The 13670-nt window shown below is 72.0% G+C and carries 13 protein-coding genes; 3 read left to right on the forward strand and 10 right to left on the reverse strand.

Annotated elements, in window-relative coordinates:
* Window positions 1-19 precede the first annotated feature (19 nt).
* Entirely contained in the window at window positions 20-457 is a 438-nt protein-coding gene (locus OG257_RS02790; RefSeq protein WP_329204429.1) for a hypothetical protein, read from the forward strand.
* Window positions 458-894: 437 nt separating this feature from the next.
* Here the strand turns inward: OG257_RS02790 and OG257_RS02795 are convergent, their stop codons facing one another.
* The 3 genes from OG257_RS02795 to OG257_RS02805 form a co-directional block, all read right to left on the reverse strand.
* A complete protein-coding gene (locus OG257_RS02795; protein WP_329204430.1) occupies window positions 895-1122 on the reverse strand; it encodes a hypothetical protein in 228 nt (75 codons plus the stop codon).
* Entirely contained in the window at window positions 1119-2699 is a 1581-nt protein-coding gene (locus tag OG257_RS02800; protein ID WP_329204431.1) for an amidohydrolase, read from the reverse strand. The genes OG257_RS02795 and OG257_RS02800 overlap by 4 nt, the downstream gene beginning before the upstream one ends.
* A gap of 208 nt (window positions 2700-2907) precedes the next feature.
* Window positions 2908-3852 carry an NADP-dependent oxidoreductase gene (locus OG257_RS02805; RefSeq protein WP_329214870.1) on the reverse strand — a complete coding sequence of 315 codons (945 nt, stop codon included), beginning with the start codon at window positions 3850-3852 and terminating at the stop codon, window positions 2908-2910.
* 114 nt (window positions 3853-3966) lie between these two features.
* Between OG257_RS02805 and OG257_RS02810 the strand changes: the two genes are divergently transcribed.
* Entirely contained in the window at window positions 3967-4926 is a 960-nt protein-coding gene (locus tag OG257_RS02810) for a GlxA family transcriptional regulator (RefSeq protein WP_329204432.1), read from the forward strand.
* On the opposite strand, the gene OG257_RS02815 is transcribed toward OG257_RS02810, so the two are convergent.
* Entirely contained in the window at window positions 4884-6008 is a 1125-nt protein-coding gene (locus tag OG257_RS02815; protein ID WP_329204433.1) for a saccharopine dehydrogenase family protein, read from the reverse strand. The two genes, OG257_RS02810 and OG257_RS02815, sit on opposite strands and share 43 nt — an antisense overlap.
* 108 nt (window positions 6009-6116) lie before the next feature.
* Here OG257_RS02815 and OG257_RS02820 point away from each other — a divergent pair, with 108 nt between their 5' ends.
* Window positions 6117-7076, forward strand: a complete 960-nt coding sequence (locus tag OG257_RS02820) for a helix-turn-helix domain-containing protein (protein ID WP_329204434.1) — start codon at window positions 6117-6119, stop codon at window positions 7074-7076.
* Window positions 7077-7088: 12 nt separating this feature from the next.
* On the opposite strand, the gene OG257_RS02825 is transcribed toward OG257_RS02820, so the two are convergent.
* The 6 genes from OG257_RS02825 to OG257_RS02850 all read right to left on the reverse strand — a co-directional run bounded on the left by OG257_RS02825 (window position 7089) and on the right by OG257_RS02850 (window position 13667).
* On the reverse strand, window positions 7089-8267 hold the full coding sequence (locus OG257_RS02825) for a GDSL-type esterase/lipase family protein (protein WP_329204435.1): 1179 nt from the start codon (window positions 8265-8267) through the stop codon (window positions 7089-7091).
* 48 nt (window positions 8268-8315) lie between these two features.
* Window positions 8316-8885 carry a TetR/AcrR family transcriptional regulator gene (locus OG257_RS02830; RefSeq protein ID WP_329204436.1) on the reverse strand — a complete coding sequence of 190 codons (570 nt, stop codon included), beginning with the start codon at window positions 8883-8885 and terminating at the stop codon, window positions 8316-8318.
* A 174-nt stretch (window positions 8886-9059) separates the two neighbouring features.
* On the reverse strand, window positions 9060-9773 hold the full coding sequence (locus OG257_RS02835) for a class II aldolase/adducin family protein (protein ID WP_329204437.1): 714 nt from the start codon (window positions 9771-9773) through the stop codon (window positions 9060-9062).
* The gene (locus tag OG257_RS02840) at window positions 9770-10822 is read right to left on the reverse strand and encodes an ABC transporter substrate-binding protein (RefSeq protein WP_329204438.1); all 1053 of its coding nucleotides are present in this window, start codon (window positions 10820-10822) and stop codon (window positions 9770-9772) included. Before OG257_RS02840 ends, OG257_RS02835 begins: the two co-directional genes overlap by 4 nt.
* On the reverse strand, window positions 10819-12054 hold the full coding sequence (locus OG257_RS02845) for an LLM class flavin-dependent oxidoreductase (protein ID WP_329204439.1): 1236 nt from the start codon (window positions 12052-12054) through the stop codon (window positions 10819-10821). Before OG257_RS02845 ends, OG257_RS02840 begins: the two co-directional genes overlap by 4 nt.
* Complete coding sequence (locus OG257_RS02850) at window positions 12051-13667, reverse strand: GMC family oxidoreductase (RefSeq protein ID WP_329204440.1); 1617 nt, start codon at window positions 13665-13667, stop codon at window positions 12051-12053. The genes OG257_RS02845 and OG257_RS02850 overlap by 4 nt, the downstream gene beginning before the upstream one ends.
* Window positions 13668-13670: the final 3 nt, after the last annotated feature.

Genomic DNA, 13670 nt, shown 5'->3' on the forward strand with positions numbered 1-13670 from the left:
CCAGTGGAGGGGACAAGCCGTGCTGATCGCGTCTGTCAGGTACCCGGGACTGTGTTCGGGCTGCGGCTCGGAGATGGAGTGCGTCGGCGTTCAGGCGTTGGTCGGGCACAGCCTTGAATGGGACATCGGCTACCACTGCTCCGTCTGTGGCGACGCTCTGTACGAGTGCGGGCCAGGAGGAGGTTCCGTACCGGACGACTTGCGCCGGCGTCTTCTGGCCGAGCACGGCGAGGCACGGCTCGTACTCGGTGATCCTCTCGCCAGTCCGGTCCTCGTGATGAAGGTTCTGCGCGCCGAGGTCGGCGGAGACCTGGCCCGGACGAAGAGGACGCTCCAGCAGATCCGGGCCGGCACGTTCGCAGGGACGATGCCCGAGATGACTCTTCTCGCCCTTCGGCTGCGGGCCGCTGGTGTCGAGGCTGAGGCCGAGTGTCGCGCGCATTCGTCGAGTGACTGATCGATGCCGGGCAGGTGGACGGACGGCGCCCCGGAGACCTGATCGAAGCGCGCAGGATCTAGGAACCTGTCATCCAGGACAACAACTGCCAGCCAGGCCACAGGGAAACGGCCGCGCTGACCGCCAGTACGACCACGGCACGCCCACCGAAGCGAACCGACCCGGAACCGCTGAAGGCGAACATCCCCAGGCCGTCGCCGACGAACGTCAGGAGAAAGGCGAGGGAGAGGATCGTCGCCGCGCCTTCGGGACACGGCGGGCCGTACCTCCCCCCGCACGAGTTGCCGGGTATCGCTCCCCAGCGCCTCCACCCCTGCATACGCGCGCGTGATCCATGATCACTGAGCGCACCGGAGTGTATCCGGCCCGCGTGCGACTTGGTTGGGATCAACGGGGTGGCAGGGAGCACGAGGCGACCAGCAGTTTCGGGACAGCCCTCAGGCGCACGCCCGGCCCGGATACTCGTCGTCCTCGGGTGCGCCGGCCTCACGCATTCTGCGCAGGACCTCACGCAGGTCCGAGTCGGCCACCTCGGCGGGCATGTTGAGCTCCCTGTCGAAGACCATGCTCGCCCCGTCCGTGTTCCAGATGACCCACCGGGCGGCCGGTGCCGGCGTCTGCCACAGCCCCGCCCATCGTTCGGGCGCTTTCGTTCGCTCACTCACGGCTTTCCCGTCTCCTTGGTGTCACGGCCGGCCACGTACGTGGCCACGACCTCGATGTCCCCGATCCGCGAAGGTGCGACGCGCCTCGGATCGTCCCCGAGTACCACCAGGTCGGCGCGTCTGCCCGGGGTGAGGGTGCCGGCGGTGTCGTCCCACCGGCAGGCGTGGGCACCGGCGACGGTGTAGGCACGCAGGGCCTCGTCGACGGTGATGCCCTCGTCCGGTCCGATCAGCAGGCCGGAGGTGGAGGCCCGCTCGACCATGAACTGGATCGCGCGCAACGGCGAACCGTCCGTGACGGGCCGGTCGGAGCTGCCCACGAGCGTGACGCCGTGGTCGAGGAATCCCCGGCCCCGGTACATCCACGCCGCCCGCTCCTCCCCCATGACGGCCGCGTAGTCGTCGCCGAAGTAGCGGAGGAAGTTGGGCTGGATCACGGCGCTCACGTCGAGGCGGGCGAAGCGCGGCAGCTGGTCGGGCCGGATCAGTCCGGCGTGCTCGATGCGGTGGCGCGCGTCCGGCCGGGGCCTCAGGCTCTGCGCCCGCTCCAGCGCGTCCAGTGCCAGGTCGGCGGCACGGTCGCCGATGGCGTGGACCGCGAGCTGCCAGCCGGCGAGGTGGCCGTCCACGATGAGGTCGGCGAGACGGTCGGGGTCGTCCTGGAGCTGCCCGGTGTGGGTCATGCCCTCGTACGGGGAGGTGAGCGCCGCGGTGCGCGCCATCATGCCGCCGTCGGTGTAGATCTTGAGCGCCCCCAGCGAGAGCCAGTCGTCGCCGAACCCGGTGCGCAGGCCCAGGTCGAGGGCGCGCGGGATGCCGTCGTCGCGGTGCGCGTCGCGTGACCGCAGGGTGTCTCCCGCGGCCATGAGCTGAACCCTCAGGGGCAGCCGGCCCTGCTCCCGGAGGAGTTGGTACGCCCCGGCTTCGACCGGGCTGTTGCCCAGGAGGCCTCCCCCGATGCCCGCCTCCGCGCAGGCGGTGATGCCCTCGGCGAGACAGCCTCGGGCCGCGTACTCGATCGCGTCGGCGAGCTCCTCCTGGGAGTACGGCAGGCGCAGTCTCCTGGCGGCGGTCATGGCGCTCTCCGCCAGGAAGCCCTCCTGCTGCGGCAATCCGTCCGGAAGGAGCTCCAGGACCGCGCTGTTGACCACGCAGGCGTGTCCGGAGTCGTGCATCAGGAACACCTTGCGGCCCTGGCTGACCCGGTCCAGTTCGGCGGCGGTCAGATGGCGTCCCAGGGCCCGTTGGTCGTAGCCGGCGATGTCGACCCAGGCACCGGGCGCGGACGTCCGCGAGACGGCCTCCGCGACGACGGCGAGGACATCCTCGACCCGCTCGCACGGGGCCACACTGGGCGTGCTCGCCCTGAGGCCGGTCCAGGCCAGGTGTACGTGACTGTCGATGAACCCGGGCAGGACGGTGGCGCCCTGGAGATCGATGACCTCACGTGCGGGGAGGGCGGCCACCTCGTCGTCGAGTCCCACGATCAGGCCGTGCCAGACGCCCAGTTCGCGGGCGACGGGGCGGTCCGGGTCCATGGTGAGGATGTGCGCGTTCGTCAGCCTCGTACAGAGCATGGGCAGTCAGTCACCGGTCGTCGCAGGTCCCGGCCATCTCGTGGTCCGTGCCCGGCACTTGGGCAGGGCTGTCCGCCGCTCGGATGGCAGGCGACCGGTCGGAACTTAGGTAACGCTAACCTGAATCCGGGCGGCCTGTCGACGGGGCGGACCGGTCGTGCGCGCGGCCGCGGCCGGAAACCGGTCCGTCCACGGCCGCGCCGCCCGGTCAGACGTCCTGGGACCCGACGACCAGCACGATCTTGCCGGTGGTCCGGCCGGTCTCTCCGAGGGCGTGGGCCTTCGCCGCTTCGGCGAGCGGGAAGGCGGCCTCGATGTGGGCACGCAGGGAGCCCGCTTCCACGAGGTCCGCGATCGCCTCCATACCGGCCCGGTCCGCCTCGACGAGCAGGGTCTCGACACGTACGCCCAGCTGGGCCGCCCGGGCCGCCTCGTCCGGGTCGGTGCCCGGCAGCAGGGAGACGAGAATGCCGCCGGGGCGCAGGACTCCGAGGGAGCGGGCGCGGGTGTCCCCGGACATGGGGTCGAGGACGACGTCGATGTCCTGGACCACTTCGGCGAAGTCGACGCTGCGGTAGTCGATCACTTCGTCCGCTCCGAGTGAGCGCACGAAGTCGTGCTTGGCGCCGCTCGCGGTACCGATGACGTGGGCGCCGCGGGCCTTGGCGATCTGGACGGCGAGGTGGCCGACGCCGCCGGCGGCCGCGTGGACGAGGACCCGCTGCCCGGCGCTGACGCCGGCGGTGTCGACGAGTGCCTGGTACGCGGTGAGAGCGGCGAGCGGGAGGGCTCCGGCCTGGATGTGGTCGATACCGGCGGGCTTGTGGGCGAAGGCCCGCGCCGGGCCCGTCACGTACTCGGCGTGGGACCCCAGACCGTACGGGTACGGAAGCATCCCGAAGACCTCGTCACCGGGCTTGAAGAGGGTGACGCCGTAGCCGACGGCTTCGACGGTCCCGGAGACGTCCCAGCCGAGTACGAGCGGCAGGCGGTCGAGGAAGAGGCCGCCCTCCCGGTGCTTCCAGTCGGTGGGGTTGACGCCTGCCGCGCGGACGGCCACCAGGATCTGGCTCGGTCCGGGGACGGGCCGCGGCAGGCTGACCTCCTCGAGGACATCCGGGGTTCCGTAGGTGTTCTGGCTGATGGCACGCATGGTGGTGACGGAGGGGGCAGCGCTGTTCGCTGTGCTGTGACTCATACGTCCAGCATCGCGGCGGCCCCGGTTGAGTACCATGGCATGATTGCCACCTTTCGACAGGATCCTGCCATGGGACGTCCACACCGCGTCGTCGTTCTCGCACTGGACGGCGTATACCCGTTCGAGCTGGGTATTCCGAGCCGGGTCTTCGGGGCCGCCGGCGGCCGGTACGAGGTCGTGACCTGCACCGTCGACGGCCGTCCGGTGCACACCAACTCCGACTTCTCGGTCACCGTCGAGCAGGGACCGGAGGCGCTGGCCACGGCCGACACCGTCGTGATCCCGCCCTTCGACACCTCGCGCATCACCCGGGAAGTACCGCCGCCGGTCGCGGCGGCCCTCGCGTCCGTACCGAAGGGCACGCGCATCGTGTCCATCTGCACGGCCGCGTTCGTCCTCGCCGCGACCGGTCTCCTCGACGGCCGGCCGGCCACGACGCACTGGGCCGTCACCCAGCTGTTCCAGGAGTGGTTCCCGCACATCGCGCTCGATCCGGATGTGCTCTTCGTCGACGACGACGACGTCCTGACGTCGGCGGGTGCGGCCTCAGGGGTGGACGTGTGTCTGCACCTCGTGCGCAAGGACCACGGCAGCGCCGTCGCCAACCACGTCGCGCGCGCCTGCGTCGTTCCGCCGTGGCGGGACGGCGGGCAGGCGCAGTACATCGAACAGCCGGTGCCCGGGGCGTCCGCGAACAGTACGGCCGCCACCCGCCAATGGGCGTTGGAGCACCTGTACGAGCCCCTGAGTCTGACCGAACTCGCCGGCCACGCGCGCATGAGCCTGCGCACCTTCGCCCGCCGCTTCGGCGAGGAGGTGGGGATGAGTCCGGGGCGTTGGCTGATCCAGCAGCGGGTCGTCCGGGCACGTCATCTGCTCGAATCGACCGATCTTCCGGTGGACGACATCGCCGCGCAGGTCGGCTTCGGCACCGGCACGTCGTTGCGGCAGCACCTGCACACGGCCATCGGTGTGACTCCGCTCGCCTACCGTCGTACGTTCCGCGGCGTACCGGCGGACGCCCGCTGAGCGGATCGGTCCGCGTCGGCGGGCAGGTCGAGCCGGGTGAGGTGCTCGGGCGTCAGCGCACGCAGGAAGCTCCCCGCGTCGAACGCCTCACCGGCCGCGGCCACGCCCGTTGCCTTGCAGCGTCCGTCGAGGATGCGCGCGACCGCTTCCACGACGAGCGGTGCCGTGACCGCGTAGATGTCGCGCCCGCCTGCGACGGCACGGCGTGTCTCCTGGCCGCGGCGGACGACCGCCTCGACGAGGAAGGTCTGTGCGGAGCGCCCGCTGCCGTCCGCGGGGACGGGCGCCGGGGTGTCCTCCGCGCGGAGGTCCTGCAGCGGCGCGAGGTTCATCACCGCGCGTACCTCAGGTGTCCGCACGTGGCGCGGGAGGGTGACCTGTTCGGCCGCCGGGAACGCACTGGCGTCCTGGGTGCCGAGCGGCTCCGGGAAACGCCACGGGAAGACGTCCGGGGAGTAGCCGAAGGGCTGGAGCCTGCCTCCCGTGTACGTGAGGTGCTGCCCCGCGTTGCTCTCTCCGGTGAGCCGTGTGCCGGGCGTCGGGTGCCAGCTGTCGAGTCCGTACGCAAGGGTGATTTCGTCCGCGTCCGGCCAGGCGCCCAGGGCCGCGGTGGCGAGCAGGTCGCCCAGACCGCCGTAGAAGGCCAGGGACGGCACGAGGACGACTCCGGCTTCCCGGGCCTCGTCCCCGTACGTGTCGAACAGGGCGGCGGTGACGCCTTGTTCGGCGGAGACATCCAGGTACGGGAGGCCCGCGCGAAGCGCCGCCTCGGCCACTGCGGGAGCGGTCGCGAGAAACGGGCCGGCGCAGTTGACGACCGCGCCGGCGCCGTCGAGCGCACGGTCGAGGGAAGCCGCGTCCTCGGTGGTCGCCACACGTACGGGCGCGCCGGGGGCCAGGTCCCGCAGCGCGTCGAGTCTCGTCCGGTCCCGTCCGACGAGGAGGGGTGTCATGCCCCGGCGCAGCAGCTCGGCCACGACGAAGCGGCCGGTGTGTCCGTAGGCACCGACGACAGCGACCACAGGCGGCACGGAAAGGTCGCCGGCTGACGGTGCGGCAGATACGGCAGAGGTGTGGCTCATCGCTGTCTCCTTGCGTCCGAGGGGCGAAGTGCCCCTCGGACACAATGTTCCGCGCCCGCCCCGCATGCGGCCAGTGGCTGAAACGACGAGGGGCGTACAGTTTCGGACATGCGAAACGTGGTGATGGCCCTCACCGAGGGCAGCATGCTCTTCGAGGCCGCCGCGGCCTGCGAGGTCTTCGGCACGGACCACTCGGACCTGGCCGGGCCCTGGTACTCCTTCACCGTCTGCGGGGCCGACGGGGCCCGGGTCGGGAACTGGTTCCGGGCCGAGACCGCCCAGGGGCTGGAAGCCCTGGCCGACGCGCACACCGTGGTCGTCCCGGCGTGGCGTGGCGTGGACATGGACCCGCCAGGAGATCTGGTCGACGCCGTCCGTGCCGCCCACGCGGCGGGAGCGCGGATCGTGTCCCTGTGCACCGGCGCTTTCGTCCTGGCCGCGGCGGGACTCCTGGACGGACGCCGCGCCACCACGCACTGGGCCCATACGGACGTGCTCGCGGCGCGGTATCCGCGCGTCAGGGTCGATGCCGGGGTGCTCTTCACCGACGAGGGCGACGTCCTCACCTCGGCGGGGAAGGCCGCCGGCATGGATCTGTGTCTGCACATCGTCCGTGCCGACTACGGGGCGACGGTGGCCAACGCGCTCGCCAGACGACTCGTCACCCCGCCCCATCGGGACGGCGGCCAGGCGCAGTTCATTCCGGCGCCGGTGACGCACGGCCGCGACCACCCGCTCGCCGACCTGCTTCCCTGGGCACTGGCCCGGCTCGACCAGCCGCTCACGGTGGAGGACCTGGCCCGGCAGGCGGGGATGAGCAGCCGCAACCTGGCCCGGCACTTCCACGCCGTCACCGGAACGGCGCCGCTGCGGTGGCTGCTCAGTCAGCGTGTGCGGCAGGCGCAGGAGTTGCTGGAGTCGAGCGACGCCGGCATCGAGCGGATCGCGGTGTGGACGGGCATGGGGACGGCCGCCACGCTGCGGCGGCACTTCACTCGTGTCACGGGGCTGCCGCCCGAGGCGTACCGGCGGACCTTCGGCGCCCCGGGCCCCGGCCCGACGGGCTGAACAGCGGCCCTTTCAGGCCCTGTTGTCCGCGAAGACGCCGGTGGCGGCGAATGCCGCGGCGGCGAAGCGCTCGCCGATGCGACGGTGCGACGCGGCGTCCGGGTGGAGCTGGTCGGGCAGGGGCAGTTCGGCGAAGTCCGCCTCGCCGTAGAGCGCGCGGCCGTCGAGGTAGTGCAGGTCGGGGTCCTCGGCGGCCCGTTCGGTGGTGATGCGGACGAGTTCCTGCCGGATGATGTCGAGCGTCAGGCGGGTGGAGTCCTCGCGGTCGCCCATGGCGAGGAAACTCAGCTTCCCTTCGCCGATGTTGCTGAAGTCCGGGGCGGCAGGGCCGGGCGTGTCCTCGTGGATCGGGCAGAGGATGGGCGACACGACCAGCAACGGCGTGGTCGGGTGCCCCTCCCGGATGGTGTCGAGGAAGCCGTGCACCGCCGGGCCGAAGGCACGCAGGCGCATCAGGTCGGCGTTGACGAGATTGATGCCGATCTTGACGCTGATCAGGTCTGCCGGCGTGTCCCGCATGGTCCGCGCGGTGAACGGGTCGAGCAGCGCGCTGCCGGCCAGGCCCAGATTGATCAGTTCCACGCCGCCGAGGGACGCGGCGAGTGCGGGCCAGGTGCTGGTGGGGCCCGCGGCGTCGGATCCGTGGCTGATCGAACTGCCGTGGTGCAGCCACACCTTGCGGCCCCGGTCCGGTGCGGGCTCGATGGGGGCGTCGGTGCGCAGCGCGACCAGTTCGGTGGTCTCGTTGTGCGGCAGCCAGATCTCGACGTCCTTGTCGCCGTCGGGCAGATCGGCGAAACGGAGAGTGCCTGCCGGGCCGGGTTCGTGCACGACCGACCCGGTGGTCATGTCGATGGTGAGGGTGTTGCCGCCGTCCACGCCGGCCCGGCCGGCCAGGCGGCCGTCGACGAGCAGGTCGTACATGCCGTCGGGGCGGGACGGAGCACCCACGTAGACGCGCTTCGTCGGCAGGGTGTCCAGTTCGACGGCGGTCGCCCGGGTGCGGAACACCAGCCGTACGCCGGAGGGCTGGGACTCCGCCATCGCCAGTTGCCCGTCGGCGCACTGGGCGCGGGCCCAGGCGGGAAGCCGGTGCGGCAGAAGGCCCTGAGCGGTGCGCTCCAGGTCGAGGGCGCCGCGGAGGATGTCAGCGGTGACGGGCGTGGTGATCCAGTTGGGCTCTGTGTACATGTCTCAGCCTGTTGATCGAAGTGTTCGGGTGCGTCGGGTCACGGGGCCTCAGACTGCGGGCCAGTTCCGCAACAGGGCGTCGAGGGCGTCCATCATCCGGGTCCAGGTCTCCTGGGTGTCCGGGGCGCTGTGGCTGAACCCTCCGCCCATCTCCAGGCTGACGTAGCCGTGGAAGAAGCTGCCCAGCAGCCGGACCGCGTGGGTCTGGTCGGGTTCCTCCAGGTCGTAGCCCCGGAGGATCGCGCGTGTCATCTGCGCGTGCCTGCTGCCGGCACTGGCGGCCGCCGCCTCCGGATCGAGCCTCAGCTGGGCCGCGGCGTACCGGCCGGGATGCTCGTGGGCGTAGTCGCGGTAGACGTTCGCGAGGGCGGCCAGGGCGTCCTTGCCGGCTCGCCCCGCCAGGGCGGCGGCGCCACGGTCGGCGAGCTCCTCCAGGGCGAGCAGCGCGATCCTGGTCCGGAGGTCCTGGGAGTTCTTGAGGTGCGAGTACAGACTCGCGACCTTGACGTCGAACTGCCTGGCGAGCGCGGAGACGGTCACCTGCTCGAAGCCGACCTCGTCGGCCAGTTCCGCTCCGGCCAGGGTGAGGCGTTCCGCGTTCAGTCCTGCGCGCGCCATGGAATTCCTCCCGTTGGACTGAACCCATGATGCATTTACCTAATACCTTTAGGCAAATCAGGGAGTCGCTGTTTCCGGGAGGGTGAGCCGGCCGGAGGCCCGCGCATCACGACGCGCAGGCCTCCGGCCGCCTCACGGGATGCCCGTGCCGGCCCCGTGCACCGCCGGGCGCCGTCAGTCCGTGACCGCGTCGAGCTCGGCGATACGCGCCTGGGCCCGGGGGCTGTCGGCGCGTCCCATCGCGGTCCACTGCTGGGCCAGGACGCCCGGACCGTAGTTCCTGGATCCGCCGATGCTCGCCGCCAGCGTCTGGGCGCGGGCGCCCTCCTCGATGAGCAGGATCGTACGGGCGAGGTCCAGCAGTCCGCCGCGCCCCCAGATGGTGGCGCCGCCGTTGGCCTCCAGGATTCCCGGTACCTCGGGGTCCTCGTCCAGCACCCGGATGATGAACGCGTCCTCGGCCTCACGACGGTCGAGGTAGACCGGCAGTTCATCGGCGAGCGTGTCGCGCTGGACCGGCACATAGCGGATGGGCAGCGGACGGTGGGTCTGCCCCCAGGCCGCGAGGTACGGCGTGTGGACGTGCGAGATCGCGTTGAGCCACGGGTGAGCCGCGAACACCGCCGCGTAGCGGAGCCCGTCGCCCCACGGACGCAGCGCGTCCGGACCGTCGAGGATGGAGGTCAGCACCACCTCCGGCCTGGCGCCGGGGCGCAGCGGGTCAGGGTGCTTCACCGCGGCGACCAGTTGCTCGCCCGGTGCCCGCACCACGAAGCTCAGGGTCGCGCTGGCGGTGGTCGTCCCGGTCTCGCGAAGTACCTTGAACGCCGTCGTCGCCTCGTCGAGCAGCGTGGCCGTGAACGCGTCGACATCGACTCCGGCGCTCATCGGGCGGCCACCAGCGCGTGCGCTGCCCGGAGCGGCTCGTGGGCCACCCACGCGTCCAGCGGGAAGTCGGGCCTGACAAAGGAATGGGACACGAGGAACTCCTTCTGTTGGTCGAGCAGGGTGAGCCGGTCGTCGGACAGACCGGGGTGCAGACGGCGGTGGAAGTCGCCGCGGTGGGCCGCGGCGACCGCTTCCGGTGTGCCACCGGTATCGCTGTGCAGGATCCGCAGCAGCTCCTCCCGGTGGCCGGCCGCCCAGTCGGCGGCCCGCAGCGTCTCGGCGAGGAACCGCACGACAAGCTCGGGATGCTCGGCGAGCGTCCGTTCGTGGACGGTGATCGGCCGGGGCGTGCCGTTGTTGACCCGGCTGCGCGGGTCGTCCTCGTCGTCGAGGTCGATGCCGATCACCACGCCCGCCTCGGCGGCGTGGGCGAGTGCGGCGGCTCCTTTGACGTAGACGGCGTCGACATCGCCGCGCCGGAGGGCCTCGATGCCGGTCCACGGGTGGGGCAGCGCGCCGTTGACCGTCCACTCGGGGTGCGCGTCCCGGGCGTCGGGAACCTCGGTGAACTCCACGGCGTGGAGGCCGAGTCCGGCGATCCCGAGCGCCCCCCTGAAGCCCTGCAGCGCCATCGCCCGCATGATGCCCGCGCCCGGTTCGGCGCCGTGGACCGGCAGCGCGGCACGCCGTCCGGCGAGGGCCCCGGGGCTGTCGATACCCGATCCGGGGCGGACGAGAATCGCCTGCCGCTCCTCGATCCAGGTCAGGCCGATGAGCCGGGTCGGCGCACCCCGGGCCCGGGCGGCGAGCGCCGGGATGCTGCCTCCTTCGCGGAAGAGACCGGGCAGTTCGTGGTCGAGGTGGTGGCGGGCCAGCTCCGGCGCACCGTCCTGGAGGAGGGTGACCGTGATGCCGTCGCCCGCGAACGCCGCGTCGAGCAGCCCGAGTCGATGGGCGAGGCCGCTCGCGGTGGGGACGGGGCACCGGGTGAGACGGATCGTGTCGATGGTCCGCGCAACCGCGGCCCCCGGTCCCCGGTGGCCGGTCATCGGGACCCGGATCCGCGGGCCGCGACTGCGGGCGCGACCTCGGGGCCCCGAGGGGGCGGGAAGTGGGCAAGCAGTGCGTCGTAGCCGTCCGGCTGGAACGGCGGGATGTCGAACTCGTGGTCGGTGTCGAGGAGTGGCAGCACGTCCCGTCCGAAACGCAGCGCTTCGGACGCGAGCGGCCATCCCGAGAGGATGAAGGCCTCGGCGCCGTGCGCGGCGTACTCCTGGATCCGCTCGGCGACCTGGGCGGGTGTGCCGACCAGCCATGTTCCGGCGCCGGGCCCGAAGAAGTCGAATCCGAACGTGCTCGGTCCGAGCCAGATGTTGGGGTGGACGACCAGGTCCTCGACCTCGGGCAGCCGGCCGGCACGGAGCGCGTCGACACAGCGCCGCACCCGTGGGTCGTCGGTCTCGACCTCCTTGTCCAGCCAGCCGGGTCCGAGCTTGTACGAGACGAGTTCCACGGCCTTCTCGTACGAGGTCTGCTCCAGCAGCCACCGGGCATGGGCCCACGCCTCCTCCTCCGTGTCGCGTACGACGACCTGGAGCCGGGTGCCGTACCCGAGCGTGCGTCCGTGCGTGGCGGCGATCGCTGCGACCTTCTGGAACCTCGCCCCGAGCCGGTCCGGAAGATCGGCGAAGCTGAGGTAGAAGTCGACGGTCCTGGCCGCGTGTTCGACTCCTGCCTCGGAGGCTCCTGCGCCCCACAGCGGGATGCGGGACTGGACGGCCTCCGGGAAGAAGGTGAGCGGGACGTCGAAGGTCCGGGCCGCCAGCCGGATGTGCTTGCCCTCGTAGGGCTCTTTGCTGCTGGTCCAGCGGCGGGAGAAGGCTTCCCAGTACTCGGCGCTGTAGGAGTAGCGCTCGTCGTGCGGAAGGAACATGCCGTATTCGGGCAGCCAGGAGTCGTGCCCGTTGACGACGTTGAAGAGCAGGCGCCCCTCGCTGAAGTTGTCGATGGCCAGCGCGATGTCGACGAGTTTGGCCGGGGAGACCAGCCCCGGGTACAGGGCCACCAGGAAGCGCATCCGCCGGGTGAGCGGTGTCAGCGCCGAGGCGAGGGCGAGCGGCTCGTGCGGGCCGGTCGGCAGCAGCGCGCCGTAGAGCCCCACCCGGTCGATCACTTCGGCGGTCGCCCGCAGCCGGGGCAGGTCGTTGCGCCAGACGCCGTGCTCCTCCCACGGGACGGGTCCGTCGGCCGACTGGAGGTACCAGAGGATCTTCACCGTCATGGCTGCCGCTCCTTCGCGTGCTCGGTGTGGCGGGAGCGCGCGGTGAAGTCCGCGCGCCCGGTGTGCTCCGCGTTCGCGTCCCCGGTGCGCCACGAGCGCCGGACGAGCGCTGCGGCGCGTTCGGCGACGAACGCCGTGGGCGCCATGGTGTGACCGCGGTTGAGTACGGGGATCGCTGAGGCGTCGACGACGCGGAGCCCGGTGATGCCCCGGACGCGCAGTTCGGCGTCGAGCACGGCGTCCGGGTCGCCGTCCGGGCCGAACCGGGCGGTTCCGGCCGGGTGGAACATGGCCCCGGCCGCACTTCGGATGTGGGCGTCGGTGTCCTCGTCGGCGAGGGAGGGCCCGAGGGGCGCTCCCGCGTACGGGGTGAGGGAGGGCGCGGCGAGGAGGCGGCGGGCGAGGCGCACCCCGGCACGCAGCACGGCGAGGTCGTCGCCGCCGGGATCGCTCAGATAGCCGGGATCGATGAGGGGCGGCGCCAGCGGGTCCGTGCTCGCGAGGCGCACGGTCCCCCTGCTGCGTGGCTGGAGCGCGACCACACCGAACGTCACCCCGGGCCCCTCGCCCCGGGGAGTGTCCCGGCCCGGTGCGAGCACGATCTCGATGTCGGGAGCGGGCACTTCGGGGCGGCTGCGCGCGAACACCACCGCTCCCGCCGTGCCGTCGGCCGATCCCTTGCGGTGCGGCTCCCCGGTGCCGGCGGTGTCCGGGGCGCGTACCGCGCCACCGACGCATATGTGGTCGTGGAGATTGCGCCCGACGCCCGGAAGCTCCGCGACGACGGGAATCCCGAGCCGCTCCAGGTCCTGTGCGGGGCCGATACCCGAGAGCAGCAGGAGCTGCGGAGACCGTACGGCGCCCGCGGCGAGAAGCACCTCCCGCCGTGCGGCCACGGAGACGGGCGGGCCGCCGTCGTGCCGGTAGGTGACACCCGTGGCGCGGCCGCCCTCGACGACGATCCGGGTGACGTGGGCTCCGGTCACGATCCGCAGGTTCGCGCGGGTCCGCGCGGGGGCGAGGAACGCGTCCGCGAAGGTGACGCGATGCCCGTCCCGCACCGTGAGGCGCAGGGCGTCGACGCCCTCGGGGCTTTCCGCGTCCCTCTCTGCGCGGGGCAGACCCAGCCCCTGTGCGGCACTGAACAGAGCTTCGGTCAGAGGGTGTTCGGCTCCGGGGCGGACGGGCAGCGGGCCCCGTCCGGTCCCCGTGCCGTCGTCCTCCAGCCGGCGGAGGGACGCTCGGGCGCTCTCCCAGGACCAGCCCTCGCCGTAGGTACTCCAGGCGTCGTAGTCCGCCGCGCCGCCGGGAACCCACAACGACGCGTTGATGGCGGACGAACCGCCGAGCGCGCGGCCCGAGGGCCAGGGGACGGCCCGTCCGCCGAGTCCGGGCTGCGGCACGGTGTCGTAGGACCAGTCGGCGTCCGAGCCCCACAGCTCGGCGCCACGTAACGGGTCACGGGCCTGCGGGGTATCGGGGAGTTCGGGTCCGGCTTCGAGCAACAGAACGGTGGTATCGGGGAGTTCGGAGAGCCGGGCGGCTACGACCGAGCCGGCGACTCCCGCGCCCACAACCAGGAAGTCGTACGTGGGTGGTGGGGCGTCAGGCATGGC

The sequence above is a fragment of the Streptomyces sp. NBC_00683 genome, from assembly GCF_036226745.1.
In the GTDB taxonomy this organism is placed as follows: Bacteria; Actinomycetota; Actinomycetes; order Streptomycetales; family Streptomycetaceae; genus Streptomyces.

What these genes read in the sequence shown, in the direction of transcription:
- OG257_RS02800 (WP_329204431.1), bottom strand. Translation starts at nt 2,699, where the DNA reads ATGCTCTGTACGAGGCTGACGAACGCGCACATCCTCACCATGGACCCG.
- OG257_RS02805 (WP_329214870.1), bottom strand. Translation starts at nt 3,852, where the DNA reads ATGCGTGCCATCAGCCAGAACACCTACGGAACCCCGGATGTCCTCGAG.
- OG257_RS02810 (WP_329204432.1), top strand. Translation starts at nt 3,967, where the DNA reads ATGGGACGTCCACACCGCGTCGTCGTTCTCGCACTGGACGGCGTATAC.
- OG257_RS02815 (WP_329204433.1), bottom strand. Translation starts at nt 6,008, where the DNA reads ATGAGCCACACCTCTGCCGTATCTGCCGCACCGTCAGCCGGCGACCTT.
- OG257_RS02820 (WP_329204434.1), top strand. Translation starts at nt 6,117, where the DNA reads ATGCGAAACGTGGTGATGGCCCTCACCGAGGGCAGCATGCTCTTCGAG.
- OG257_RS02825 (WP_329204435.1), bottom strand. Translation starts at nt 8,267, where the DNA reads ATGTACACAGAGCCCAACTGGATCACCACGCCCGTCACCGCTGACATC.
- OG257_RS02830 (WP_329204436.1), bottom strand. Translation starts at nt 8,885, where the DNA reads ATGGCGCGCGCAGGACTGAACGCGGAACGCCTCACCCTGGCCGGAGCG.
- OG257_RS02835 (WP_329204437.1), bottom strand. Translation starts at nt 9,773, where the DNA reads ATGAGCGCCGGAGTCGATGTCGACGCGTTCACGGCCACGCTGCTCGAC.
- OG257_RS02840 (WP_329204438.1), bottom strand. Translation starts at nt 10,822, where the DNA reads ATGACCGGCCACCGGGGACCGGGGGCCGCGGTTGCGCGGACCATCGAC.
- OG257_RS02845 (WP_329204439.1), bottom strand. Translation starts at nt 12,054, where the DNA reads ATGACGGTGAAGATCCTCTGGTACCTCCAGTCGGCCGACGGACCCGTC.
- OG257_RS02850 (WP_329204440.1), bottom strand. Translation starts at nt 13,667, where the DNA reads ATGCCTGACGCCCCACCACCCACGTACGACTTCCTGGTTGTGGGCGCG.